Consider the following 26,573-nt stretch of genomic DNA (forward strand, 5'->3'; position numbering starts at 1 on the left):
AATCTCATTGAATGGATTGGCTTATAAGCTCAATCTCTCAATAAATAAAAGTTTAAACAGAAAACGCATAAACTTATTTAGAACGCATGAATCTACTCATAAAATCTGCAAAAATCATTGACCGTCAAAGTCCTTTTCATCTCAAAACACAAGATGTTTTAATTGAAAACGGTAAGATTACTGAAATTTCTTCTACCATTAAAAACACCAATAATATAAAAGAAATTGAACTAGAAAATCTTCATATTTCAGCGGGTTGGTTTGATACCAGTGTTTCTTTTGGTGAACCTGGTTTTGAAGAACGTGAAAATCTAGCAAACGGGTTAAGCGTAGCCGCAAAAAGTGGATTTACCGCAGTTGCTGTGAACCCTAACACGTATCCTGTAATTGATAACAAATCTGCGGTTGAGTTTTTAATTAACAAAGCGAAGGGAAATATTGTAAATCTATATCCTATTGCTAACTTAACACAACAGGCAAACGGTCAAGAAATTGCTGAATTATTCGATATGTCTAATTCTGGTGCCATTGCATTTAGCGATTACAACAAATCAATTAGTAATGCCAATTTGATGAAAATAGCCCTACTCTATGCTCAAAACTTTGACGGATTGGTAATGAGTTTTCCACAAAATAATTCATTAAGTAATAATGGTGTTGCCAATGAAGGTGCTATGTCTACTAAATTAGGATTAAAAGGAATACCTACACTTGCGGAAGAATTGCAAATTGCTAGAGACTTGTTTTTACTTGAATACACAGGTGGTAAATTACATATACCCACTATTTCTACGGAGAAGTCGGTAAAATTAATTGCGGAAGCCAAGAAAAAGGGATTAAACATAACCTGTAGCGTAAGTGCTCATCACTTATTTCTAACGGATAGTGAATTACATGAATTTGATACCATTTATAAAGTTAAACCACCGTTAAGAGAAAATAAGGACGTGAATGCCTTAAAAAAGGGAATTGCAAATGGTACAATTGATATGATAACTTCTGATCATAACCCGATTGACATAGAAAATAAGAAAGTAGAATTTGAAAACGCAAAGAATGGTACTATTGGTATGGAAAGCTTTTTTGGGGCTATAAATAAAGTACTTCCTTTAGAAAAAGCGATCGATTGTATAACAAATTCACCAAGAATGCGTTTTAACATTGAAAATCCAACAATTGCAAAAGGAGAAATGGCAAATATCACGTTATTCAATCCGGATGCGGAGTATAAATTTAGTAAAGAAAACATATTTTCTACCTCTAAAAACTCAGCGTTTATAGGTAAGCAATTGAAAGGAAAAGTATATGGTATTTTTGCCAATAACAAATTTGTAATCAATTAATATTAATATATTTGCAACCAATTAATTAAAACTAAATTTAAAAAAAAATTATGGATCAAAACACAATCGACGAAGGAAAAACAATGGGTATAATTGCCTATATTTTTGGCTTAGGCACTTTAATTGCCTGGTTTATGAATAAAGACAAAAACAATGCTTTTGCAGCTTATCATATAAGACAAGGTGTTAAATTATTTATATTAACTTTTGTAATCTATATTGTGGTGAATATATTAATACGAACTACTCATATTTGGTCACTGTCTTATCTTCAATATATTCCGCTAATATTTATTGTATTAGGTGTTATGAATGCTAATAATGGTAAAACAGAACCATTACCAGTTATTGGAACAATAGGAGATAAATAAATAATATAAATTTTATATTTGAACCACGCCAATGGCGTGGTTTTTTTGTTTTAAACTATATTAAAATCATGATATTTTAATCAGTTAATCTTACCTTAGCAAATTACTTTTAATCCCATTAAAGCCATTAATCTTTACAAATCAAAACAATGAATTTATCTTTAGAATACTTAGTAAGAAAACCCAAAAGTGATATTAAAAATCCACCACTGTTAATACTACTTCATGGCTACGGCAGTAATGAACAAGATTTATTTTCATTCGCTGACGAATTACCAGATGATTTATTAATTATAAGTGCAAGAGCTCCTTTAAGTATGGGCCAAGGTGGTTACGCTTGGTATACAATACACTTTGACAATACTGATGGTAAATTTTCAGATACCGATGAGGCCTTAAAATCTAAAGAGATAATCAGTAGTTTTATTGATGAAGTAATAGCCCATTTTGATGTTAATGCTAAAAAAGTATTTTTATTAGGCTTCAGTCAAGGTACTATTTTAAGTTATGCCGTAGCATTGAGTCATCCTGAAAAAGTACAATATGTAGTTGGGCTGAGTGGTTATATTAATAATGAATTACTTCCTGAAAATTTAGATTCAGAGAACTTCAAAAATTTAGAAATCTATAGTTCTCATGGTACTGTAGACCAAGTTATTCCTGTTGACTGGGCTAGAAAAACAAAACCCTTTTTAGATAATTTAGGTATAAAAAATAGCTATGAAGAATATCAGGTTGGACATGGTGTAGCCCCTCAAAATTTTTATAGTTTAAAGCAATGGATCGAAGCCAGAATTTAGCAATTAACCTTCCCTAGCCAATCTAAATAAAAGGAACCTTAATACTTCATTTATTTTTCCATATTTCACTTATTAATAGGAACATTAGCAGTAATAATAGCGGTAAGGATAAAATGATTAACTTCGTAAACAGCTTAAAAGAAATAAAATGAAAAATTTAATCTTTTTAATAATCATTTATTTATTTCTATCATCCTGCGAAAAATCTGAGGATAAAATTGAAAATAAGGATGTAAAACCAATAGCTTTTACGGTAATTGGAGATGTGCCTTATGGTGATACTCAATTAGAAGGTCTAGTCAATTTAATTGAAAAACACAATGCACAAGAAGCCTCTGAATTTGTTGTTCATGTTGGTGATATAAAAAAAGGAAGCGTTCCTTGTGAGGAAGATGTATATAAAGACGTTAGTACTATTCTTAAAAAAATTAAAGCACCTACATTTATCGTTTTAGGTGATAATGAGTATAACGATTGTGATAATCCCGATGAAGCTTTAGATTTTTGGAACACTTATTTTTTGCAGTTCAATAAATACTGGAATTTTAAACACACTGTAACGAACCAGCCCAACAGGCAAGAAAACTTTAGCTGGATTCAGAACGACGTTTTATTTATAGGTTTAAATATAGTTGGAAGCTCTGTGCATGACGCTGACGAGTGGCAAACACGCTTAACCGAAAATGGTAGTTGGGTACAACAATTAATGGAGGCTAATAAAAATAATATTGAAGCGGTTGTAATTTTTTCTCATGCAAATATGATCGAAGCTGGAGCTGAAAAATTTAAACCCTTTACTGATTTATTTAGAACTGCAGCCAAAGACTTTTCCAAACCTATATTGCTCGTTAATGGAGATGGCCATTTTTGGATTAAAGACAATCCTTATGAGGAAAAAAATATTACTCGCGTACAAATTATGGGAGGTGCAGACGCTTTAAAGGTTTCTATTGATACGTCGAACGAAAATCCTTTTTCATTTGACAATAATTTTTTAGATTAGTAAACTACATATTCATCAATTAAAATAACAAACTGGAAAATCTTAAAAATTCAAAATTCGATACCATCATTATTGGCTCTGGTGTAGGCGGACTTTCTGCTGCTATTTGTTTATCCAAAACAGGACAAAAAGTTTTAGTACTAGAAAAACATGATGTGCCAGGCGGTTGGTGTCACAGTTTTTACCTTAACGGATACCGTTTTACACCGGGTGTTCATTATGTAGGTTTATTGGGAGAAGGAGAATCTACTAATGAGCTTTACAAAGGTTTAGGAATTGCAAATGATTTGGTTTTTTATAGAATGAACCCTAATGGTTTTGAACATTGTTGGATTGGTGATGAACGTTTTGATTATCCTGCAAATATTAATGATTTTGCTACTTCTCTTTCTCATCGTTTTCCAAAGGAGGAAAAACAGATAAAGAAATATTTAACCCTTGTTAAAAATGTAACTACTGAGTTGCAACTCATTCCTAAATTAAAAGGCTTTTGGCAACATTTAACAGTGCCTTATAGAACGAGACATATGGGTAAATATGCTCTTTTCAGCTTAAAAAGAGTTATGAATTGGCATATTAAAAACCCCTTATTACAAAAAATACTATATATTCAATATGGCGATCATGGTTTACCACCATCAAAAGCTCCGTTCCCCTTACATTGTGCCGTTATGGGGCATTATTTTAGCGGGAGTTATTACCCAATGGGCGGCGGTGGAGCGATTGTAAAAGCTATGACGAATAGCATTAAAAAACACGGTAGCGAGGTACAAACGCAACAAGGTGTTAAGTCCATTTTACTCGAAAACAACCATAAGAAAAAAGCAATAGGTGTTGAACTTGAAAATGGAGAACAGCTATTTGCGGATAGAATAATTTCAAATGCTGATCCTGGAATTACTTTTTTAAATTTAGTTGGTAAAGAAAATATAAGTGCCAAACTATTAAAACGCTTAACCAAGACTAAATATTCGTGCACGTCTTTAATGTTATTTTTAACAGTGGATATGGATGTAAAAAAAGCGGGTTTAGATTCAGGAAATATATGGCTATTGCCAAATAAAGATATGGATGATTTGCATGACGATATGCAAAAAATTAATATTTTAGAAGGAGATGAATTTTCCGGTCTTTTTATAAGTTGTACAACCCTAAAAGACCCTGCCAGCTTTGATGGTCGTTACCATACTATAGAAGCAATAACATATATTAATCATAAAGCTTTTGATAAATTTAAGAATGAAAAAGAAAATGAAAGGTCCTCTGAATACTTAGCTTTTAAGGACAAAATAATAGATAAAATAATAAACAGTCTAGAAAAAGTTGTTCCTGGTATTTCAGAAAATGTTTTACATAAAGAGTTGGGTACACCATTAACAAACCAATTTTATGTAAATACTACTAACGGTAGTGTTTATGGTACCGAAAAGAGTTTTAAACAAATTGGCCCTTTTGCTTATAAACCGGAAACCGAAATTGAAAATCTTTATTTATGCGGTTCAAGTGTTTTGTCTCATGGCGTTGCAGGGGCTAGTTATTCAGGCGTTGAAACCGCTGCAAAAATATTAGGATGCAAACAGGAAGATTTATTAAAACCAGATGAAAGTCAAAAGATTAGAATCTATGAAGCAGAAGATGATAGTAACTACCCAGATTGGATGCTAAAGAAAATTGAAGTAAAAAAAGCAAGACTTAAATCAAAATAAGATACAATCTAGAATGATTTTTTTACACGCTAATTTTTAAACCATCGTAAGCTAAAAATACATTTTCTGGTAACTCTTCCTGAACTTCTTTATGAAAACCTAAATTGTGACTGATATGTGTCAAATAGGCTCTTCTAGGTTGTAATTCATCAATAAATCGAAGTGCATCTTCTAAATTTAAATGGGTTGGATGTGGCTCTTTTCTTAAGGTGTTCACTACGAGTGTGTCTAAATTTTTAAGTTTATCTTTTTCTTTATCCTCAATTGTTTTTAAATCAGTTAAATAAGCAAAATCATCAAATCTATAACCAAAAATGGGTAATTTTCCGTGGATTACTTCAACAGGTAGCACTTCCTTACCTCCTAGTGTAAATGCCTCATTTTCTACAACTTGAATCCCTGCACTTGGAGCTCCAGGATATCTATTTACTTTTGTGAAGATATAATAAAAACGTTGTTCTAAATTACCAATAATTCTTTCTGGAACATATAAAGGCACGTTACCCATTTTATGTGAAAATGGTCTGATATCATCTAAACCAGCAGTATGATCAGCATGTTCATGGGTAAATAATATACCATTTATAGCATCAACATTTTCTCTCAACATTTGTTGTCTAAAATCAGGACCGCAATCAATGATGTATCTAAAGTTACCCCATTCAATCATTATAGAGCTACGCAACCTTTTATCCTTGGCATCATCTGATAAACAAACAGGATGATTACTCCCTATAATTGGTATGCCTTGTGATGTTCCTGTACCCAAAAAAGTAATGTTCATATCAAATCTTTTTACAAAAATAACGTTTAATTTTTAACAAATTTAAGGTATAGTTCTTACATTTGTAAAACAAAAATAGCCAGAAATGTCAGTTACTTTAAAAGGTGATAAGGAAATTGCGAATATCCCTTCCATAAAAAGAAAGTCGTTAAAAATTAATCTTAACGACAATATTTATGGAACCTTCGCCGAAATAGGTGCGGGTCAAGAAACTGTGCGTAATTTTTTTAGAGCCGGTGGTGCTTCTGGAACTATTGCCAAAGCAATGTCAGCTTATGACAAAGATTTTTCTGATGCTATTTATGGCATTGAACAAGACAATAGATATGTTACTCAGCCTCGTTTAAAAAAAATGTTGACTCATGAAATTGAGTTAATGGAAGATCGCTTAAGTAGATCTAAACATCCTGAAAAACTATTCTTTTCTTATGCCAATACTGTTGCCACAATAGATTTTGCTAAAAAGTTTAAAGGACATGGATGGGTTGGTATTAAATTTCAGTTAGATCCGCTTGAGGATTATAACGAAATTGTTTTACATATTCGGTTTAAGCAAAATGATGCCCGTTTACAGCAAGAAACATTAGGTGTATTAGGTGTAAATCTTATTTTTGGTGCTTTTTACATGAATGATAGACCGAAAGAATTATTAAAATCTTTCTACGACAATTTGGACAAAGACCAAATTGAAATAGACATGATTAATTTTTCTGGACCTCGTTTTATGTATGTAGATAATCGACTGATGAGCTTACAGTTAGTGAAAAACGGAATGACAGATGCCGTTATGTTTGGACCAGATGGAAACAATTTATTACCTGCTCAAGTTTTATATAAAAAGAATATTTTAGCATTACGTGGTAGTTTTAGACCAGTTACCAAAGTGAATATGGACATGTTTGAAAACGCTCAAAAAATGTTTTTAAACGAGAAAACGGTTTCTGAAGATAATGCTAAAATTATATTTGAAATTACGCTAGCTAATTTAAGAGCTGAAGGTGAAATTAATGAACGTGACTTTTTAGACAGGGCTGAATTACTGTGTTCTTTAGGACAAAATGTAATGATCACTAATTTTCAAGAATATTATAAACTTGTTGAATATTTTGCTCAATTTACGAAAGCAAGAATGGCCTTAGCAATGGGGGTTTACAACTTAGTTCAGATTTTTGATGAGAAGTATTACCGTCACTTGAGTGGTGGTATTTTGGAAGCTTTTGGAAAATTATTTTTTAAAGATTTAAAAGTATATTTATATCCATTGAAAGACCAAGAAACTGGCGAATTTATAACTAGCGATACTTTAAAGGTACACCCGCGTATGAAAGAATTGTATAAATTCTTTAAGTACAATGGTAAAATGTTAGATATAGAAAACTTTAACCCTGAAATACTGGATATTTTCTCTAGAAATGTATTGCAAATGATTGCCGATGGTGAAGAAGGCTGGGAAGAAATGATTCCACATCGTGTGGCTGAACTTATAAAAGATCATCGTCTTTTTGGGTATTCTACTAGAAAATTTGCAAAAAAAATAAATAAGTAAAAAATAAAGCCTCGAAATTCGAGGCTTTATTTTTTTAGTATTTCCCTAAATTTTGATTCATCCAATTCGTATATGCGGTTTCTAATGCAACTACTTTTTTAGGATATTTATCAGCAAGATTAACTCTCTCACCAGGATCTTTATTTAAATCAAATAATTTTAATGTAAGATCATTGACTATGGGTTTTATATATAAATTTGATGGTCTACCTTTCCAACTATTCTCATTTGTATTTGTCAGTTTCCAATCTCCTTTTCTTACTGCCCATGTCTTTTGCCATTTCCAAACTAACAAACGTTCTTTTTCTGGCTTTAAAAGACTAATACCATCAATAGTTTTATCATCCAATTGTACTCCACTTGCTTCTAATAATGTCGGCATTATATCTAAGGCAGACACATAATTATTTTCTACCCTACCTCCTGCTATTTTACCTGGCCATCGAATTGCCATTGGCACTCTAATACCACCTTCCCAAATAGAATACTTACCCGCTGTAAGTGGTGCATTATTTGCCCCATTTAATGGAGTACCTCCATTATCTGAAACATAAATTATTATGGTATTATCATCTAAATTTTCAGACGTTAACACATCTAATACGCGACCAATATTATCATCTAAACAATTTAGATTGGCTAAATAATATTTTCTCAGATCTTCATCTTGAATAGCTCCTAAACGCGAATATTTATCATAGTATGCAGCATAAGAACCTGTTTCTCGTTTATCAAAGGCAACCAAACTATCAGGATCATAATTTGCAATTGGTTTTACATCAAATTTATCTAAATATTTTTGTGGCACTTGATGTATTAAATGGTGTACAGAATTATATGCTAATGTTAAGAAAAAAGGACTGTCTTTTTTACGTTTTATAAAATCAATAGCTTCATCCGTAAAAATGTCGGTTAAATACCCATCATCATAACTTTTCTCTCCCATATTATGCATTAGTGGTCCTAGAAGAGCACTAGTACCATATGGATCAGGAGTTCTATCTTTAATTTTTTGTGAATTCAGCCAATAATCATGGGCATGAGCTGAAAAACCTAAAAATTCATCATAACCATGATGTAAAGGATATTCACGCACATCATTTCTATGAAATTTTTGACCTAAATCATTTTTACCAACTCTAGCAGTGGCATAACCTGCCTCTTTCAAATATTCTGCAATAGTTTTAACACTATCTGGTAAGCCAGGCCCCCAACTTGCATGTTTATCCCATCTAAATTGGTTTTTTCCTGTGATTAATCCTGCTCTTGAAGGACTACAAACTGGAGCTGTAGTATAGGCCTGCGTAAAAATCATACCCGTATTTGCAATTCTGGACATATTGGGTGTAGAAATGTCTGCACTTTTATTTTCAAAGGGATCAAAATCTGCATACCCTTGATCATCCACTACAATTAATACAATATTCGGTTTACTATTAATAGTTACATCCTCCTTTAAAGTCTTATTATTACAACCAAAAACTAATAGTAGCAGACTTAAAAATAAATATTTTTTCATTTTTTTTTAGTTTTACCGGTTACAATGTTTGCCTTATAAATGTTTTAAACTATTCTTTAACTTTCAAAAAAACTATTATAAATAAAATTTAAAAATAGAAGAATTACTATTATAGAGAATATTAAAATAATAAGTTTTACAATTTGCTTTTTATTTCTGTTAATTCTGATTTTTCTACTCATTTTTATACTCTTTTATGCTAAAACCTGAGCCGCGTGATCTTTAGTCTTAACTTTCGTTATAATATTTTCTATAATTCCTTTTTCATCAATCACAAAAGTAGTTCGGTAAATACCATCAAATTCTCTACCCATAAACTTTTTAGGTCCCCACACTTTATAGGCATTTATAACTTCCTTTTCAACATCTGCTAACAAAGGAAAAGGTAAGGTATTTTTTTTAATAAAATTTTCCTGCTTTTTTGCTGTATCTGCACTTACACCTAATAAATCAAAACCCTTTTCAATAAGTGTTGCATAATTATCACGTAAATTACAAACTTCAGCAGTACATCCAGGTGTACTTGCTCTTGGATAAAAAAACAAGATTAATTTCTTTCCTTTATAATCTTCTAATTTACGAGTTTTGCCTTCTTGATCTAATGCTTCGAAATGAGGTGCCTTCTCTCCTATTTTTAATGTCGTCATTATTGTTATTTTTGTTGAATATAAGTTTTATCAAAGCTAATTAAAAATGACTAAAAAAGAAAGTGTAGATTTTGTAATAACAGAATTAGAAAAATTATATCCAAAACCACCCATTCCCTTAACACATAAAGATCCATATACATTATTAATTTCAGTGTTATTATCTGCACAAAGTACTGATGCTAGGGTAAATACAATAACTCCTCTCCTATTTAAAAAAGCAGATAATCCTTATGATATGGTTAAGTTAAGTGTTGAGGAAATTAGAGAAATAATAAAACCTGTTGGCCTTTCACCTATGAAATCGAAAGGAATTTTCGGTTTATCTAAAATATTAATCGAAAAGCATGATGGTAATGTTCCGCAGAATTTTGAAGATTTAGAAGAATTACCTGCTGTTGGTCACAAAACGGCGTCTGTTGTTATGAGTCAAGCATTTGATATTCCGTCATTTCCCGTTGATACGCATATTCATAGATTAATGTATCGATGGAATTTAAGTAATGGTAAAAATGTAGTTCAAACAGAAAAAGATGCTAAACGCTTATTTCCAAAAGAAATATGGAATAAATTACATCTTCAAATTATATATTACGCTAGAGAATATTCTCCTGCCCGAGCATGGGATTTAGAAAAAGATATAATCACAAAAAAAATAGGCAGAAAAAGTGTTCTCAATGCCTATTATAATAAATAAAAAAAGGCTTGTAATTTCTTACAAGCCTTTCCTTTTTAATTCAAATTAAACAAAATTTGTTTGTCATCCTCATTTTTGACTACTTCAATTGATTTTGAGTAATTCAAAATAAATGAGATTGTACTTTGTTTGGGGGCGAATTGCGTATTTAACAATTCTTCAGTGTAAATTTTCTTCATATATACTAAAATTAATTATTAGGGTTAAGTATATAACGAAGAAATATTTACATTATTGTTAATTAGTTAAAACTATTTTATTCTTTTCAATAATTTTTCTCAAATTAATCAAGGCATAACGCATTCTACCCAATGCTGTATTGATACTAACACCCGTGTTTTCAGAGATTTCTTTAAAACTCATGTCTCTATAAATACGCATAATTAATACTTCTTTTTGATCTTCAGGTAATTCTTCAATTATCCTTCTTACGTCAAAATGTATTTGATTTTTTATAATTTCTTTCTCTGCATTTAAAGAAGAATCACTTAATACTGAAAAAATATCAAATTCTTCAGTATTTTTAAATGAAGGCATTCTATTACTTTTTCTAAAATGATCAATAACTAAGTTATGAGAAATTCTCATTACCCAAGGTAAGAATTTACCTTCTTCGTTGTAGTTACCTAATTTTAAAGTTTTGATTACTTTAATAAAAGCATCTTGAAAAATATCTTCTGCGATATCTCTATCTAATACTTTTGAATAAATAAAACTGTAGATTTTTTGTTTGTGACGACCAACTAATATTTCTAATGATCTTTCACTACCATTAATGTAGTTCTTAACTAAGACGCTATCGTCCAACTTTTGTTTTTGCATAATTCCCTTTTTTGTCAATGAAGCTATGAGACTTCGTTAATTAATTATAAAAGTAGAACTATACTATAAGCGTTTATTTTTTAGTTAAGGGGGAAACTAGTTCCTAATTGTTTTGCTATATTGGTTAGATACAACATGGCAAATATAATGACATTCTTTTTAATAAAACAAACTTTTTTTAATATTATTTTATGACGTACTATATTTTTTTTACAAAAATAAGTCACTATCTTTGTCGCTATTTCATATTTTAAAGGGCTTCCGTGAAGATAGACAACTTAGATCCAAGAGAACAAATAATTATAAAAAAAGCTGCATTACACAACTTAAAAGACATAGATGTGGCCATTCCTAGAAATAAATTAGTAGTTATAACTGGTTTATCTGGGTCAGGAAAATCAAGTTTAGCATTTGATACTTTATATGCGGAAGGACAACGCAGGTATGTAGAAAGTTTATCTTCATATGCCAGACAATTTTTAGGCAAATTAAATAAACCCAAAGTTGAATATATTAAGGGTATTGCTCCTGCAATTGCGATTGAACAAAAGGTAAATAGCACAAATCCACGATCTACGGTAGGTACTTCTACTGAAATTTACGATTATTTTAAACTTTTATTTGCCCGAATAGGAAGAACATACTCACCAATTTCTGGTAATGAGGTGAAAAAAAATACCGTTGCTGATGTAATCGATCATATTAAAAAATATGATAATGGTAGCAAATTATTATTATTAGCACCTATTTATATAGATGAAGATAGGACCTTAGAAAAGGTGCTGCAAATTTTAGAGCAACAAGGTTATTCTAGAATTAAAGTAGATAATGAGGTTGTTAGAATCAATGACTTTAAACCTAAAAAACAAAAAGAATTTCAATTAGTAGTTGATAGAGTTGTTGTACAGGACGATGAAGACTTTTACAACCGATTGGCAGATGCTATTGAAACCACGTTTTTTGAAGGTAAAGGAGAATGTGTAATTGAAGATTTATCAAATAACAAGCAAAATATCTTTAACAACAAGTTTGAACTTGACGGAATTTCTTTTTTAGAACCAAATACTCATTTATTTAGTTTTAACAATCCATATGGAGCGTGTCCAGATTGCGAGGGATACGGTAATATAATTGGTATAGATAAAGATTTAGTAATCCCAAATACATCATTATCTATATATGATGATGCTATTGTACCGTGGCGGACAGAATCTTTTTTAGAATATAAAGAAGCTTTAGTTGATAATGCCTATAAATTTGATTTTCCGATTCACAAACCTTATTTTGAATTATCAGAAGAGCAAGTTCAATTACTATGGGATGGAAACAAGTATTTTCACGGGTTAAGCACATTTTTCAAACATATTGAAGAAAAAATCTATAAGATTCAATACCGAGTAATGCTTTCGAGATATCGTGGCAAAACAAAATGTACCACATGTGATGGTAAACGATTAAGACAAGAAACTGCCAATATTAAAATAAGTGGAACTACAATAACTGATCTCGTAAACCTTCCTATTAATGAGGTTCTTGATTTTTTTCAAGGTCTAAAACTTGAGGAACACGATCAACAAATTGCCAAAAGACTCTTAAAAGAAATCAATAATAGATTACTTTTCTTGTCAGATGTAGGTTTAAATTACTTAAGTTTAAATAGAGCATCTAATTCCCTTTCTGGAGGTGAAAGCCAACGTATTAATTTGGCGACTTCTTTAGGAAGTAGTTTGGTAGGCTCTATGTATATTTTAGATGAACCGAGTATTGGTCTACATTCTAAAGATACAGAACGCTTAGTAAATGTATTAAAAGGATTACGTGATTTAGGCAATACTGTAATTGTAGTTGAGCATGATGAAGATATTATGAAAGCAGCAGACTATATTATTGATATTGGACCTGAAGCAGGAACTTTTGGTGGTGAATTGGTAGCATATGGTACTTATAAAGAAATTTTAAAAGCCGACACATTAACGGCAAATTACTTAAAGGGAAAATTAAAAATTGAAGTTCCTAAAGAAAGAAGAAAAGGTCTTGGTAATATAAAAATCATTGGAGCAAGAGAACATAATTTAAAAAATATTGATGTTCAGTTCCCGTTGAATACGTTAACCATAATTACGGGAGTTTCTGGAAGTGGAAAAAGTACCTTGGTTAAAAACATTCTATATCCTGCATTGCAGAAAAAATTATTTAATCATGGTGAAAAACCAGGACAATTTACAGATATTGAAGGTGATTTTTCTACTATTAAAAGTGTAGAATTTATAGATCAAAATCCAATAGGGCGTTCAAGTAGATCAAACCCTGTTACCTACATAAAGGTATATGATGATATCCGGGCTTTATTTACACAACAAAAATTATCTAACATAAGAGGTTATAAAGCAAAACATTTTTCTTTTAACGTAGATGGTGGTAGATGTGAAACCTGTAAAGGAGAAGGCGAAGTTACCATTGGTATGCAATTTATGGCTGATGTGCATTTACCTTGTGAAACCTGTAAAGGTAAACGCTTTAAAAAAGAAGTTCTAGAAGTTAAATTTGAAAATAAATCCATTTCTGATGTCTTAGAAATGACAATTGATGAAGCAACTGCTTTTTTTAAACAGCATGGACAAAAAAAGATTGTAACCAAATTAAAACCGTTGCAAGATGTAGGGTTAGGTTATGTGCAATTAGGTCAGGCCTCTTCTACCCTTTCAGGTGGTGAAGCTCAACGTATAAAGCTGGCTTCTTTCTTAGTAAAAGGAGTTACAAAAGATAAGGTATTATTCATTTTTGATGAACCCACCACTGGATTGCATTTCCATGATATAAAAAAACTACTCGCGTCGTTTAATGCCCTCATTGAAAAAGGACATTCTATCGTGGTGATAGAACATAATATTGACTTAATAAAATGTGCTGATTATATTATTGACTTAGGTAAAGATGGAGGAAAAACGGGTGGTCAATTACTATTTCAAGGGTTACCTGAAGATTTAGTTAATGTAAAGGAATCGTATACATCATCATATTTAAAAGAAAAGTTGAATTAAAATCTAAGATTCTAATTCAACTTTTTATAATTTAATTCAATAAGTACTAAGTTGTTACTCTTTCTTTACCTGCTTACCAGCAATTACAGCTTCAAGATTTTCTTTTGCTAAGACAAAATCTTCTTGAATTTCAACTGCTTTTTGGAAACTAATTTTCGCTAAATCTAACTTCTCTTGCTCAAACTCAATCAATCCTCTTAAGTTTGATATGGCAGCCAATAATGCTACCTGTTGTTGGTAATTTTTATTTACGGCATAACTTACCTTTATCTCACCTGTATCTTTTAATTCCTGTGCTTTTTTAATAGCTGACATTGCTTCATCATATTTTTTCAGGGCAAAATACAAATTCGCTAATTTATAAGCATGGTAGTTATTGCCTGACTTTACAGTCAACTTAGCATAGGTTTGAGCCGCTTTATCATAAGCTCCCATATTTTCTAAAGAGACAGCCTGCATCTCCAAAATTTGTTGCTTACTTCCATCTTTACTCAATACATCTGCACATACCATAAAGCAAGAAGCATACTTTCTGTCGTTAAAATATAAATAAGCTAAACTGTCTTTATAAGTACTATTGTCGCCTTCTTTCGCTATAATATCATACATGCTCTTTTTAGCAACATCTGAGTCTGCGTAACGTAACGCTTGTTTTAATACCGCCTTATCTAATGAAGTATCTGTATTGCTTTGAGCATAAAAAGAGGTTATGGCTAAAAAAGCACTAAGTGTAATGTAAAATTTTCTCATATTTATTTTTTTGGGTGTCTACAAATTTATTGAAATTAATCTTAATAAAATGCTAAAGTTTTGTCTGATTATTTTCTCTTATTTATTATAGTTCAAATCAAAAATAATTTAAACCATAAACAAAAAAAGCTCCTTATTTCTAAGGAGCCTTATTTTTGGGTGGAAGATGGGGCTCGAACCCACGACCCTCGGTACCACAAACCGATGCTCTAACCAACTGAGCTACAACCACCATTTAAAAAATTCAGCTAGCCGTTTCCGGCTTAGCGGATGCAAATATAATCTATTTGTAGTATTGTTCAAATAAAAAATGAAAAATTTGTAACTTTATACCTAATTCGCACTACTAACTAATAAAATCACTCAAACAAAGTTAGATGAAACCTAAATTTTTATATTTATTTTTATTCATAATTAGTATCAATTGTACAAAAACTACAAATAATGATGCTTTTATTAAACAAGTAGCTGGACGCTATTTATTCGATTCTGATCAAGTGATTGAAGTTTACTTTAAGGATAAGGTTTTACTATTAACCTGGAAAGGAATAAAAGACATAAAACCAATGAAATTTGATGATGATACCTTTTTTGTAAAAGAAATGAACGAAAAGATAACTTTCAAAACAAATCCTGAAGATCAAAAAGAGTATTTGGTGTTACTTCCCAAAGAAGACGATGCTGAAATTACATTTAATTTTAAAAAATTAGAGAAAAATGAATTCACACCTAGCGAATATCTAGCCAACGATAATTATGAAAAAGCATTAGCGGGTTATATCGCTATTCAGCAAAAAGATTCGTTAAACATTGCCGTAAACGAGAATGAGATGAACGCTATAGGTTATTACCATCTTGAAAAAAATGAAACCCAAAAAGCTATTCATGTGTTAAAAATAAATGCTGTTTTGCACCCGAACAGTGATAATGTATTTGATAGTTTAGGAGAAGCTTATTTTAAAAGTGGAGATACGTTGCAAGCTATTGCTAATTACAAAAAAGCACTAGCTATCGATTCGGGCAACAGACGTGCCAAAAACGTAGTTGACAGATTTGATAAAAAATAAATGACATCAGATAAAAAATGTTCGTTAAAGGGTGTTAATCGACTCCTTTACGAAGTAACAACTTATTATTTTATTTATCAGTAAGAAGCTGCTACCTATATCAAATCATCCAAATTATCAACAGCTACATAACGCTCTACCGTAAATCCTTCAGCATAATCTGCACTTATTAAACGCCCTAAATCTTTGGCTCTATATTCAATACTTTCTAAAAATGTTTTCGTAGCAATAGGCGAAGTTGGTTCCTTACTTTTCGGATCATAGAACTGTGAGGCATACGCCTTAATCGCTTCTGTTTTTTTATTAATAAACCCAGATACATCAACTACAAAGTCTGGCTCAATGTTTTTCCATTGTATATAATGATATACATGTTTTGGACGCCATGCTTCTTGATTTTTTCCATCTACTTCAGTTTCTATCTTTCGTAAACCTGATAAAAAACAAGCATCGCTAACTAGTTTACTCCCTTTACCATGATCAATATGTCTATCGTCAATAGCATTACACAAAACAATGTTTGGCTTGTACTTTCTGATTATTTTTATAACTTCCCGTTGATGTGCTTTATCATTCACAAAAAATGCATCGCTAAAAGCAAGATTTTCTCTCACTTCAACTTTTAATATTTTCGCTGCATCAGAGGACTCTTTATCACGAATTTCGGCAGAACCTCTTGTTCCTAATTCACCTCTAGTAAGATCTAAAATACCAACCTTTTTTCCTAATGAAATTTCTTTCGCGATTGTTGCTCCACAACCTAATTCTACATCATCTGGATGTGCTCCTACTGCTAAAATGTCTAATTTCATATACCTATTTTATAAAGTTCAAAGATAAGAAAGAATTTCATTAGGAAAACTTTAACAATCTAATCATTCTACTTTTTTATTATTAACTATTTTTGCACAAATGGTTAACTAACCTATAAACTGTTCTGAATGAGAAAAATATTATCAATTATTTTAAGTGTTATCCTTTTAGGAGGTGCTATACTCCTCGCCAACTATTTCATAAAAAATAAAAACAAACCTAAACCTAAGTTTGATAAAATTATAAAAACGGTTTCTATTGACACGGTTAAAAACGGTGAAGTTCCTATCATTATTTCTGCTAGTGGAAATTTAGTTGCTAAAAATAAAATTGAACTTTACGCTGAGGTACAAGGAGTTTTAAGCACTGCTGGAAAAGATTTTAAAGCCGGAACTAATTATCAACAAGGTCAAACTATCTTAAGAATAAATAGTGACGAATTTTATGCTAGTTTACAGTCACAAAAAAGTAATTTATACAATTTAGTTACTTCGATTATGCCAGATATACGTTTAGATTTTCCAAAAGAATTTGAAAAATGGCAATCTTACCTTCAGAGTTTTGACCTGAATAAAGCGACACCAAAACTACCAGAATACGGATCTGATAAAGAAAAATATTTCATTTCAGGGAGAAATATTACGACAACGTATTATAGTGTTAAAAACCTAGAAGTAAAATTAGGAAAATATCAAATTAGAGCTCCATACACTGGAATATTAACAGAAGCTTTAGTTACACCTGGTACTTTAATTAGGTCTGGTCAGAAATTAGGAGAATTTATTGACCCTAGTATTTATGAAATGGAAGTTAACATAAGCTCTGAGTTTAGTAATTTGTTAAAAGTAGGAAACGCGGTTTCTTTGCATGATTTAGAAAAGACGCAATCATTTATGGGTAAAGTTATTCGTGTAAATGGAAAAATAGACCAAACTTCTCAAACGCTAAAAGCGTATATAGAAGTTAAAGATAAACTACTAAAAGAAGGCATGTATCTCGAAGCTGATCTAACAGCAAAATCAGAACATAATGCCTATAAAATTGATAGAAAACTTTTAATTGACGATACCAGTGTTTATGTTGTAAATGACACTCTTTTAGAATTAAAAAAAGTAAATCCAGTCTATTTTGAAGCGGAAAGTGTAATTATTAAAGGGTTACCCGATAATACTCAATTATTAGCCAATCCAGTATCTGGTGCTTATAACGGAATGCCAGTAAAGATAAATACCAAAAAAAAATAGGATGAAACGAGGATGCTAAAAGCTTTATCATCCTTGAGGATGATTAATAGCAAACAGCCCCGTCCAACTCCCGAAACGTCGGGACGGAATCGGAATGACCGTTAAAAAAACAATAAAATAAACACATGAAAAAAATTATTACTTATTTTATTAAGTATCCCGTTGCAGTTAATGTAGTTATGTGGGCCTTCGTGATTTTTGGTGCCATTGGTATTTTTTCAATGAAATCATCTTTTTTCCCATTGGTTGATTCTGAAATTATCAATATTAATTTGGTTTATCCTGGTGCTTCACCTCAAGAGATGGAAGAAGGGGTTGTATTAAAAATTGAAGATAATTTAAAAGGTTTGGTGGGTATTGACAGAGTGACTTCTGTATCTCGCGAAAATTCAGCTACCGTCACTGTCGAAATAGAACGAGGAAGAAATATTGACATTATTCTGACGGAAGTTAAAAATGCAGTAGATCGTGTTCCCTCTTTCCCTAGTGGAATGGAACCCGCAGTTGTAGCTAAAATTGAAAGTATAAGGCCCACGATTAGTTTTACGGTAAGTGGAGAAAACCTTCCCTTAAAAACATTAAAAAAATATGCCAGAACTGTTGAAAATGATCTTAGAGCAATTGAAGGTATTTCACAGGTAAGTTTATCAGGATTTCCAGATGAAGAGATTGAAATTGCGGTGCGTGAAAATGATTTAAGAGCATATAATTTATCATTTGTTGAAGTGGCGAATGCTGTACAAAATTCGAATTTAATTATTACGGGTGGAAACATCAAAACGTCTGAAGAAGATTATTTAATCCGTGCTAGAAATAGATTTTATTACGGTGAAGAATTGTTTAATTTAATTGTAAGAACAGATCCTTCTGGAAGTATTATAAGACTACATGACATTGCTGAAATTAAAGACATTTGGAATGAAACTCCTGACCGACTGTATTATAATGGTAATGTTGCTATTAACATTTCAGTTAGCAATACGAACAATGAAGATTTAATTTCGTCAGCTGATGCGGTAAAAGAATATATAGATAAATTTAATCAGCAACACGATAATGTTACTTTAAACATATCAAGTGATGCTTCTATTACTCTAAATCAACGTACAGATCTATTGCTCGAAAACGGGGTCATTGGTGTACTTTTAGTTCTACTATTTTTAGCATTATTTTTAAACATTCGTTTGGCACTATGGGTGGCCGTTGGTTTACCTATATCCTTTTTAGGAATGTTTATATTTGCCGCTCAATTAGGGGTTACTATTAATGTATTATCACTTTTTGGTATGATTATCGTTATTGGTATTTTAGTAGATGACGGTATTGTTATTGGAGAAAATATCTATCATCATTATAAAGATAAGGGAAAATCGCCAATTAGAGCTGCTATAGATGGTACCATGGAAGTAATTCCTCCGATTGTATCAGCAATTATAACCACGCTATTAGCTTTTTCCACCTTCTTTTTCTTAGATGGAAGAATGGGTAAGTTTTTTAGTGAAGTATCTACCGTGGTAATATTAACACTAACCGTTTCGTTAGTTGAGGCCTTAATTATCTTACCAGCTCATATTGCACATTCAAAAGCTCTGATGGATTCTGGTGCTAAATCAGGTAAAATATTTGGCTTTTTTAGAATGATTAATGAGAAAGCGGATGCTGGTCTCGTTTATGTAAGAGAGCGGATATACATTCCCTATTTAACATTCTTTTTAAAGCATAAACTATTAGGTTTTGCTATTCCAATTGCTCTATTAATATTTAGCATTGGAGCCTTGAGTGGAGGAATTGTTAGAACTTCATTTTTTCCATCTGTTGCTAGTGACAGGGTTTCTATAGACCTTACAATGCCGCAAGGAACGAATGAAAAAATAACAGACTCGATAATATCAAGTATAGAAGTTGCTGCGTGGGATGTAAATGAAGAATATACAAAAAAACAGACAGGTAATGTTGCGGTCATAGAAAATATAATAAAGCGTATTGGACCAGGAACTTCAAATGGTACACTTACAATAAATTTATTACCTGGAGAATCAAGAGATGTAAGTTCACCCGAAATAACAAATGCTATTCGTGAAAAAGTAGGTAAGGTTTCAGGTGTTGAAAGCTTGACTTTTGGTTCTGGTGGAAATTTTGGTGGTAGTCCTGTTTCTGTTTCATTATTAGGTAATAATATTACAGAGTTAAAAGCAGCGAAACTAGAATTGAAAGGTGAGTTAGAAAAAAATACCTTACTTAAAGACATTTCAGATAATGATCCTTTGGGTATAAAAGAAATAAGAATAAAGCTTAAGGATAATGCCTATATATTAGGGCTAAACCTCCAAACCGTAACAGCTCAAATACGGGCTGGTTTTTTCGGGTATCAAGCACAACGTTTTCAGCGTGGGCAAGATGAGATCAAAGTTTGGGTACGGTATAAAAAAGAAGATAGATCTTCTTTAACGGATTTAGAAGATATGAGATTAATTACGCCATCGGGTACGAGAGTCCCTTTTGGCGAAATTGCCACGTATGAAATTGAAAGAGGAGACATTGCCATTAACCATTTAAGTGGACAACGAGAAATTCAAATAAATGCGGATACAAAAAATCCGGAAGAAAGTGCTTCTGACATTTTAGAAGATATTAAGGTAAATGTAATGCCTCATATTTTTTCGAAATACCCGTCGGTTTCAGCATCCTATGAAGGACAGAATAGAGAAGCTGCAAAAACGGTAGGTTCTGTAAGAATAGTTGGTCCTATTATTTTAATGTTGATATATATAACTATTGCCTTTACATTTAGGTCTTATAGCCAACCGCTTTTACTAATACTTATGGTTCCTTTTAGTTTAATTGGTGTGGTTTGGGGCCATTATTTCCATGGGTTTTCAATTAATATTTTATCATGGCTAGGTATTATTGCTTTGATTGGTATTATGGTGAATGATGGATTGGTACTTATAGGTAAATTTAACACCTATCTTAAAGAAGGTGAGAAATATGATGACGCTTTAATTCACGCAGGTAGGTCTCGATTTAGGGCAATTTTACTAACATCGTTAACTACGATTGCTGGTTTAGCTCCATTGTTATTAGAGAAAAGTCGTCAAGCTCAATTTCTAAAGCCAATGGCACTATCCATTTCATATGGAATTGCTATAGCAACTGTACTTACGCTTGTAATGCTACCTTTAATGCTATCTAGTTTTAATTATTTAAAAGTATTTGTAAAATGGATGCGTACTGGTGAAGAGGTAACAAGAGAAGAAGTTGAAAGAGCTATTATTGAACTAGAAAGTGAACATGAAGAATTGATTGATGATACAATAGTGAACGATGAAATAGAAGAGATTATGGATAAGTTTGATGACAATAATGACGAATAAAATACAAAAAATAATGAAATACATTAAGTTTATATATATCACTTTATTGTTTGTTGGTGCAGTAGAAGCACAAGAAGAAACCATTTCAAAAGCTGAAGCTGTACAAATGGCTTTAGAAAATAATTATGGAATTAAAATTGCGGATAACAATTTAAAAATTTCGGAAAATAATAAGAGTATTTATAATTCAGGTTTTTTACCAACCTTAACAGGAAATGCTGGAGCTACTTATAATTTAGACAATTCTGAAGTAACATTTCTACCACGTCTTATGTTAGATCCAATTACAGCGAATGGAGCAGAAAGTAGCCGTTATAACGCATCGATGAATTTAAATTACACATTATTTGATGGGTTAGGGAGGCGTTATAATTATAAACAGCTTAAGGAACAATATAATCTTACTGAACTTCAAGCTAGAGAAACGATAGAAAACACTTTATTACAATTATTTGGAGTCTATTATAATGTTGCTAAATTATCCGAAGATGTTTCACTGATGAATCAAAGCTTAAAAATTTCTAAGGATCGACTAGAACGTGTTCAATATCAATTTGAGTACGGTCAAATCAACAAATTAGCTGTTTTAAATGCTGAAGTTGATGTAAATAATGATAGTATAAATCTTTTAAATACACAGCAATTATTAGCGAATTCGAAACGTGATTTATATGTTGTATTGGGAAAAACTGAAGTTCCTAATTTTAGCGTAGACACCTTAGTTACATTTTCATTACAATCAGATAAAACAACGCTATTCGAAAAAGTTAAAGCTAATAATGTAACATTACAACAATTAGAAAAGAATATTTTGATAAGTGATTTTCAATTAAAATCAAATAAATCTGGTTACTTGCCTTCTATCGGTTTAACTGGAACTTACGGTTGGAATAAAAATAATAATAACTCAACTTCTCAAGTAACAACATCTGTAAATACCGGGCTTTCTGGAGGTATTAATCTAACCTGGAATATCTTCGATGGAGGGAGCACAAGAACCCGAGTTCAAAATGCTAAAATAAACGTAGACACACAGCGACTACAAAAACAACAGGTTGAATTAGAAGTGAATAGAGATTTTAACAATGCCTATGACGATTATTTGAATAAATTATTCATTTTACAGACACAAGAAAAAAACGTACAAACCAATACTGATAATTTCAACAGAACGGAAGAACGTTTTAAATTAGGTCAAATAACATCGATAGAATTCAGACAAGCTCAATTAAACCTCATTAATGCTAAAAATGCAAAAAACAGTGCAAAATACGACGCTAAATTGGCTGAATTAGAAGTATTACAAGTAAGTGGAGATTTATTAAATACTGACTTTTAAACCCGAATTATGTATTAGAACTTTGTAATGAGGGTTGAAAGTACAATAAAATATGACATTTTATTCATTTAAGCGTAGCTCCGCTACGGTTATATGAAAAAATGTAGCGGAGCGGTATATTTTGAAGTGATTTCATACCGTAATAAATTTTCTAGTACATAATTAAGGTTAATATGTTTGAACACTTTTTTCAATGTCCCTATTGCTGGGAAGAAATATCAATGTTACTAGATACTTCTCTACGTAATACAAAATATATTGAAGATTGCGAAGTCTGTTGCAGACCTATTGAGGTCAATGTAAGTTTTGATAATGAGCAAAATTTAGAAAGTTTTTCTGCCGTTGATATTGAACAGTAAGAAAAAGTATACGGTAATCAATTGGCAGTATTCAGTCCACAACTATTTTATCAAAAACAATTTGTTTATCGGTTAGTGCCAATTTTTGGAATTTAGTGCTTGAAAATTGTTTTTTGATTCCTATTTATTCATCCAACAATTCTAAGGTAACCAAATACGCACAATGATCAGATGCAACGGTATCTTGAATAACTTTAGTTTCTAATACTCGCCACCTATTTTTAGGATAATACATTACATAATCTATTTTCATCGTTGGATTATCTGATGGATATGTATATTCAATATTATTTTTATCATAAGCAGCTGTCCATACTTTTTCTAAAATATTTATAGGCGTACTGTTAGGTTCTGCATTTAAATCTCCAGCTAAAATAGTTGGATACTTATTCTTTGAGAATATTTCATTAATCTTTTCAACTTGCAAAACCCTATCCCTTTCATCATTTAAATGGTCTAAATGAGTAGCAATAAAAGAAATAGTATCTTTAGTACTTAATGTCGTTGTAATGGCTAAGGCGGCTCTAGGTTCATGATCGTCAAAATATGGCAATGCTACATTTTTAGAACTTAAAAAGGTAGTCTTAGACAAAATGCCTTCACCATATTCACCATTGTCATAGTCCATTGCTTTTCCAAATAACGGGCTCAGTTGTGTTCGCCATCCCAATTCTGTTACTAAATCGTATTTTTTTGCTCTATTTGTCCTATTATCTACTTCTTGCATAGCGACAAAATCTGGGTTGGCATCTTTTATTACCTTGGCAATAAGGTCTAAGTTAAAATCACCTTTTGTTGTTGCTCCATGTAATATATTAAACGACAATACGCGTACTATCTTTGTACTATCAACTTTCTGTTGAGACCAAGAAATAGTGTATGACACTATTAGTAATAGTATTGAGAATTTTAGTTTCATGTTTTTTATAAAAAATTTATTTAGAATATTCCGTTTTGACTCCACCTCAATAAAATCCAATACATCTTGTATTAAATTTTTTTACATAATTATTTATCACTTCCTTTTAACCCCAACTCAATATCTGCAATAATATCTTTTACATCTTCAATTCCGACTGAGAAACGCAACAAATTATCTGAAATACCAATTTCCTTTCGTTGTTCTGCAGTTAATAATCCGTGCGAAGTTAATGAAGGCAATAATATAGTGGACTCTACCCCTGCTAAACTCATACTGGGCTTAATTAATTTCAGATTGTTCTGAAAAGTTACGGCATTATAATCCGATTTCAATTCAAAAGATAACATACCACCATAGCCATGCATTTGTTTTTTTGCAATGTCATGATTATGATGCGATTCTAGCCCTGGGTAATATACTTTTTCAACTGCTTTATGAATATCTAGATATTCGGCAATATATTGTGCGTTTGAATTATGTCTATCTACACGAACGCCTAATGTTTTAATACTTCTTTCTAATAAATAAGCAATAAAATCATTCAAATGTCCCCCTAAATTTTTGGCTTTATTCCAAATGATGTCCATATTTTTCTCCGTAGAAGCTACGGCACCCGCACTTATATCACTATGACCTCCTAAATACTTTGTAGCCGAATGGATAGAAACATCAATACCTAAGTCTAGTGGTGTTTGATTAATAGGTGAAGCGAAGGTATTATCAATCATTGTCATTATACCTTGCCTTTTTGCAAGCTTAGCAACGCCTTCTACATCCGTGATACTCAATAACGGATTTGATGGTGTTTCTATATAAATTATCTTGGTGTTCGATTGTATTTTTTCTTCAAAATGGTTGACTTCAATTCCCTCTGTAAAAGAATATTCAATTCCCATTTTATCAAACTCTTCTACGATTAAGTTAAACGTACCTCCATAAATCTCATTTGCTAAAACGATATGATCTCCATGATTTAAAAAAGCAAATAGTGTTGTACTGATAGCAGCCATACCTGAGCCAAAAACCATACCTGCTTCTGCATGCTCTAAAGCAGCAATTTTATCGGCAACGGCCTTTTGATTAGGTGTATTAAAATATCTGGGATATCGCTTTACATCCACATCCATAAATGGATAGGAAGTTGTCATATATATCGGTGAAATTGCTCCACCAAATTGCGTGTCTTTTACTTCTCCTGTGTGTGTGCAAATAGTATTTACACCTGGTTTTTTCGCTGTCATTTTTGTAAATTAAAAGAAGTGTAATTTACAAAAACTTATCCTAATAAAAATAGCTATGGAAAGACATCCGATAAGAATTGTTTATTTCTAATTATAGATAATTTATATCAAGAAATTTTAGGAGACTTAAGTTAAACCACTTCTCGATACATTTTTAAAGATGCTATCGCAACATGAAAAATACTCGAAGAGACATACATGTATTGTTTTTACTGGCAATTACAATTAGTTGTCAGTTTGTGGAGATTACAACTAACTGAGTTTGATGTGAATTTCAGTTAGGAATATAAACCGCTTCTCGATACATATTTCATGTCGCTATCGCAAGATAAAAAATGCTCGAAGAGACATGCATGTATTGTTTTTACTGGCAATTACAATTAGTTGTCAGTTTGTGGAGATTACAACTAATTGAGTTTGATGAGAATTTCAGTTAGGAATATAAACCACTTCTCGATACATATTTCATGTCGCTATCGCAACATGAAAAATACTTGATGAGACATTTTATTGATGTTTTTATTGATGTTTTTATGTAAAACTAGTGAATGAGCTTCTTTCTATCCTTTAATCCAATTCACGATAACATCATCTGTTGGTAATGTTTTAGGATCAATAACTTTAGCTACATGTCCACTTTCATCAATTAGGTATTTTTGAAAATTCCAAGAAACTTCAGAATCTTCCAAACCATTTTTAGCTTTTTCTGTTAAAAACTGATATAATGGGTGCTTATCATCTCCTTTTACAGATATTTTAGACATCATTGGGAAAGATACACCATAGTTTTGCTGACAAAATTCAGCTATTTCAGTATTTGTACCTGGCTCTTGTTTTCCAAAGTTATTTGCAGGAAAACCAACAATTACAAAGTTCTTATCTTTATAAGTATCGTACAATTGTTGTAATTGTTCATATTGAGGTGTCAGTCCACACTTAGAAGCTGTGTTTACTACTAATATTTTCTTTCCTTTTAAGGTTGAAAAATCAAAATCATCTTCCGTTAAGGTTTTTACTTTAAATTGATAAATATCTTCCATATTTTCCTGATTTACAACCATTGCTGATTGATTGGCAATGGTATCTATTTCTGAACTATTCGCTTTGGTATCTTTATTCGTTTCTTTACAACTTACCTGCGTTAAAACCAATACTATTATTGCTAATTTTTTCACTTTTTTCAGG

General features: G+C 31.5%; 22 protein-coding genes and 1 tRNA gene. 13 read left to right on the forward strand and 10 right to left on the reverse strand.

Features of this window, described 5'->3' with window-relative positions; all coding sequences use genetic code 11:
* The first annotated feature begins 86 nt into the window (after positions 1–86).
* The 5 genes from JBL43_RS01290 (at position 87) to JBL43_RS01310 (ending at position 5,223) form a co-directional block, all read left to right on the forward strand.
* Complete coding sequence (locus tag JBL43_RS01290) at positions 87–1,343, forward strand: dihydroorotase (protein WP_198839681.1); 1,257 nt, start codon at positions 87–89, stop codon at positions 1,341–1,343.
* Between the two features lie 50 nt (positions 1,344–1,393).
* Positions 1,394–1,714: a magnetosome magnetite crystal formation protein family gene (locus JBL43_RS01295; RefSeq protein ID WP_198839682.1), complete on the forward strand. Its 321-nt coding sequence runs from the start codon at positions 1,394–1,396 to the stop codon at positions 1,712–1,714.
* 149 nt (positions 1,715–1,863) lie between these two features.
* Complete coding sequence (locus JBL43_RS01300) at positions 1,864–2,514, forward strand: alpha/beta hydrolase (protein WP_198839683.1); 651 nt, start codon at positions 1,864–1,866, stop codon at positions 2,512–2,514.
* Between the two features lie 148 nt (positions 2,515–2,662).
* The gene (locus JBL43_RS01305) at positions 2,663–3,517 is read left to right on the forward strand and encodes a metallophosphoesterase family protein (RefSeq protein ID WP_198839684.1); all 855 of its coding nucleotides are present in this window, start codon (positions 2,663–2,665) and stop codon (positions 3,515–3,517) included.
* 71 nt (positions 3,518–3,588) lie between these two features.
* On the forward strand, positions 3,589–5,223 hold the full coding sequence (locus tag JBL43_RS01310; RefSeq protein WP_317193435.1) for a phytoene desaturase family protein: 1,635 nt from the start codon (positions 3,589–3,591) through the stop codon (positions 5,221–5,223).
* Positions 5,224–5,245: 22 nt separating this feature from the next.
* Here the strand turns inward: JBL43_RS01310 and JBL43_RS01315 are convergent, their stop codons facing one another.
* Entirely contained in the window at positions 5,246–6,007 is a 762-nt protein-coding gene (locus tag JBL43_RS01315) for an MBL fold metallo-hydrolase (RefSeq protein ID WP_198839685.1), read from the reverse strand.
* An 85-nt stretch (positions 6,008–6,092) separates the two neighbouring features.
* Between JBL43_RS01315 and JBL43_RS01320 the strand changes: the two genes are divergently transcribed.
* Complete coding sequence (locus JBL43_RS01320) at positions 6,093–7,553, forward strand: TonB-dependent receptor (protein ID WP_198839686.1); 1,461 nt, start codon at positions 6,093–6,095, stop codon at positions 7,551–7,553.
* A 34-nt stretch (positions 7,554–7,587) separates the two neighbouring features.
* Here JBL43_RS01320 and JBL43_RS01325 read toward each other — a convergent pair whose 3' ends face one another.
* Positions 7,588–9,072 carry a sulfatase family protein gene (locus JBL43_RS01325; RefSeq protein WP_198839687.1) on the reverse strand — a complete coding sequence of 495 codons (1,485 nt, stop codon included), beginning with the start codon at positions 9,070–9,072 and terminating at the stop codon, positions 7,588–7,590.
* Positions 9,073–9,266: 194 nt separating this feature from the next.
* The gene (bcp, locus tag JBL43_RS01330) at positions 9,267–9,719 is read right to left on the reverse strand and encodes a thioredoxin-dependent thiol peroxidase (protein ID WP_198839688.1); all 453 of its coding nucleotides are present in this window, start codon (positions 9,717–9,719) and stop codon (positions 9,267–9,269) included.
* A 46-nt stretch (positions 9,720–9,765) separates the two neighbouring features.
* Between bcp and JBL43_RS01335 the strand changes: the two genes are divergently transcribed.
* Positions 9,766–10,416, forward strand: coding sequence for an endonuclease III domain-containing protein (locus tag JBL43_RS01335; protein WP_198839689.1), 651 nt, complete (start codon positions 9,766–9,768; stop codon positions 10,414–10,416).
* Between the two features lie 237 nt (positions 10,417–10,653).
* On the opposite strand, the gene JBL43_RS01340 is transcribed toward JBL43_RS01335, so the two are convergent.
* A complete protein-coding gene (locus JBL43_RS01340; protein ID WP_117883040.1) occupies positions 10,654–11,238 on the reverse strand; it encodes an RNA polymerase sigma factor in 585 nt (194 codons plus the stop codon).
* A gap of 263 nt (positions 11,239–11,501) precedes the next feature.
* Here JBL43_RS01340 and uvrA point away from each other — a divergent pair, with 263 nt between their 5' ends.
* Positions 11,502–14,279, forward strand: a complete 2,778-nt coding sequence (uvrA, locus tag JBL43_RS01345; RefSeq protein ID WP_198839690.1) for an excinuclease ABC subunit UvrA — start codon at positions 11,502–11,504, stop codon at positions 14,277–14,279.
* Between the two features lie 54 nt (positions 14,280–14,333).
* Here uvrA and JBL43_RS01350 read toward each other — a convergent pair whose 3' ends face one another.
* Both JBL43_RS01350 and JBL43_RS01355 read right to left on the reverse strand, forming a co-directional pair.
* Positions 14,334–15,029 (reverse strand): hypothetical protein, encoded by a 696-nt coding sequence (locus JBL43_RS01350; protein ID WP_198839691.1) that lies wholly within the window; start codon positions 15,027–15,029, stop codon positions 14,334–14,336.
* Between the two features lie 157 nt (positions 15,030–15,186).
* Positions 15,187–15,262: transfer RNA gene (locus tag JBL43_RS01355), tRNA-His, on the reverse strand.
* A gap of 144 nt (positions 15,263–15,406) precedes the next feature.
* Here JBL43_RS01355 and JBL43_RS01360 point away from each other — a divergent pair.
* Positions 15,407–16,096 (forward strand): tetratricopeptide repeat protein, encoded by a 690-nt coding sequence (locus JBL43_RS01360; protein ID WP_198839692.1) that lies wholly within the window; start codon positions 15,407–15,409, stop codon positions 16,094–16,096.
* A 95-nt stretch (positions 16,097–16,191) separates the two neighbouring features.
* On the opposite strand, the gene bshB1 is transcribed toward JBL43_RS01360, so the two are convergent.
* Positions 16,192–16,908: a bacillithiol biosynthesis deacetylase BshB1 gene (gene bshB1 / locus JBL43_RS01365; RefSeq protein ID WP_198839693.1), complete on the reverse strand. Its 717-nt coding sequence runs from the start codon at positions 16,906–16,908 to the stop codon at positions 16,192–16,194.
* 129 nt (positions 16,909–17,037) lie between these two features.
* Between bshB1 and JBL43_RS01370 the strand changes: the two genes are divergently transcribed.
* From JBL43_RS01370 to JBL43_RS01385, 4 genes are all read left to right on the forward strand, one after another.
* Entirely contained in the window at positions 17,038–18,153 is a 1,116-nt protein-coding gene (locus JBL43_RS01370; RefSeq protein WP_198839694.1) for an efflux RND transporter periplasmic adaptor subunit, read from the forward strand.
* 125 nt (positions 18,154–18,278) lie between these two features.
* Positions 18,279–21,527, forward strand: coding sequence for an efflux RND transporter permease subunit (locus tag JBL43_RS01375; RefSeq protein ID WP_198839695.1), 3,249 nt, complete (start codon positions 18,279–18,281; stop codon positions 21,525–21,527).
* A gap of 13 nt (positions 21,528–21,540) precedes the next feature.
* Positions 21,541–22,866, forward strand: a complete 1,326-nt coding sequence (locus JBL43_RS01380) for a TolC family protein (RefSeq protein ID WP_233098655.1) — start codon at positions 21,541–21,543, stop codon at positions 22,864–22,866.
* A gap of 173 nt (positions 22,867–23,039) precedes the next feature.
* Complete coding sequence (locus JBL43_RS01385) at positions 23,040–23,225, forward strand: CPXCG motif-containing cysteine-rich protein (protein ID WP_198839697.1); 186 nt, start codon at positions 23,040–23,042, stop codon at positions 23,223–23,225.
* A gap of 124 nt (positions 23,226–23,349) precedes the next feature.
* Here the strand turns inward: JBL43_RS01385 and JBL43_RS01390 are convergent, their stop codons facing one another.
* The 3 genes from JBL43_RS01390 to JBL43_RS01400 form a co-directional block, all read right to left on the reverse strand.
* The gene (locus JBL43_RS01390; protein ID WP_198839698.1) at positions 23,350–24,144 is read right to left on the reverse strand and encodes an endonuclease/exonuclease/phosphatase family protein; all 795 of its coding nucleotides are present in this window, start codon (positions 24,142–24,144) and stop codon (positions 23,350–23,352) included.
* A gap of 89 nt (positions 24,145–24,233) precedes the next feature.
* The gene (locus JBL43_RS01395; protein WP_198839699.1) at positions 24,234–25,388 is read right to left on the reverse strand and encodes a trans-sulfuration enzyme family protein; all 1,155 of its coding nucleotides are present in this window, start codon (positions 25,386–25,388) and stop codon (positions 24,234–24,236) included.
* A gap of 560 nt (positions 25,389–25,948) precedes the next feature.
* On the reverse strand, positions 25,949–26,563 hold the full coding sequence (locus JBL43_RS01400) for a glutathione peroxidase (RefSeq protein ID WP_317193430.1): 615 nt from the start codon (positions 26,561–26,563) through the stop codon (positions 25,949–25,951).
* Between the last annotated feature and the right edge of the window lie 10 nt (positions 26,564–26,573).

It is taken from the genome of Aureibaculum flavum (genome assembly GCF_016406085.1).
In the GTDB taxonomy this organism is placed as follows: domain Bacteria; phylum Bacteroidota; class Bacteroidia; order Flavobacteriales; family Flavobacteriaceae; genus Aureibaculum; species Aureibaculum flavum.

Bases quoted from the DNA above. Each gene is read 5' to 3' on its own strand.
- JBL43_RS01325 (WP_198839687.1), bottom strand. From the start codon at position 9,072: ATGAAAAAATATTTATTTTTAAGTCTGCTACTATTAGTTTTTGGTTGT.
- JBL43_RS01290 (WP_198839681.1), top strand. From the start codon at position 87: ATGAATCTACTCATAAAATCTGCAAAAATCATTGACCGTCAAAGTCCT.
- JBL43_RS01320 (WP_198839686.1), top strand. From the start codon at position 6,093: ATGTCAGTTACTTTAAAAGGTGATAAGGAAATTGCGAATATCCCTTCC.
- JBL43_RS01350 (WP_198839691.1), bottom strand. From the start codon at position 15,029: ATGAGAAAATTTTACATTACACTTAGTGCTTTTTTAGCCATAACCTCT.
- bshB1 (WP_198839693.1), bottom strand. From the start codon at position 16,908: ATGAAATTAGACATTTTAGCAGTAGGAGCACATCCAGATGATGTAGAA.
- JBL43_RS01335 (WP_198839689.1), top strand. From the start codon at position 9,766: ATGACTAAAAAAGAAAGTGTAGATTTTGTAATAACAGAATTAGAAAAA.
- JBL43_RS01395 (WP_198839699.1), bottom strand. From the start codon at position 25,388: ATGACAGCGAAAAAACCAGGTGTAAATACTATTTGCACACACACAGGA.
- JBL43_RS01390 (WP_198839698.1), bottom strand. From the start codon at position 24,144: ATGAAACTAAAATTCTCAATACTATTACTAATAGTGTCATACACTATT.
- JBL43_RS01360 (WP_198839692.1), top strand. From the start codon at position 15,407: ATGAAACCTAAATTTTTATATTTATTTTTATTCATAATTAGTATCAAT.
- JBL43_RS01300 (WP_198839683.1), top strand. From the start codon at position 1,864: ATGAATTTATCTTTAGAATACTTAGTAAGAAAACCCAAAAGTGATATT.
- JBL43_RS01340 (WP_117883040.1), bottom strand. From the start codon at position 11,238: ATGCAAAAACAAAAGTTGGACGATAGCGTCTTAGTTAAGAACTACATT.
- bcp (WP_198839688.1), bottom strand. From the start codon at position 9,719: ATGACGACATTAAAAATAGGAGAGAAGGCACCTCATTTCGAAGCATTA.
- JBL43_RS01370 (WP_198839694.1), top strand. From the start codon at position 17,038: ATGAGAAAAATATTATCAATTATTTTAAGTGTTATCCTTTTAGGAGGT.
- JBL43_RS01315 (WP_198839685.1), bottom strand. From the start codon at position 6,007: ATGAACATTACTTTTTTGGGTACAGGAACATCACAAGGCATACCAATT.
- JBL43_RS01295 (WP_198839682.1), top strand. From the start codon at position 1,394: ATGGATCAAAACACAATCGACGAAGGAAAAACAATGGGTATAATTGCC.
- JBL43_RS01305 (WP_198839684.1), top strand. From the start codon at position 2,663: ATGAAAAATTTAATCTTTTTAATAATCATTTATTTATTTCTATCATCC.
- JBL43_RS01375 (WP_198839695.1), top strand. From the start codon at position 18,279: ATGAAAAAAATTATTACTTATTTTATTAAGTATCCCGTTGCAGTTAAT.
- JBL43_RS01380 (WP_233098655.1), top strand. From the start codon at position 21,541: ATGAAATACATTAAGTTTATATATATCACTTTATTGTTTGTTGGTGCA.
- JBL43_RS01385 (WP_198839697.1), top strand. From the start codon at position 23,040: ATGTTTGAACACTTTTTTCAATGTCCCTATTGCTGGGAAGAAATATCA.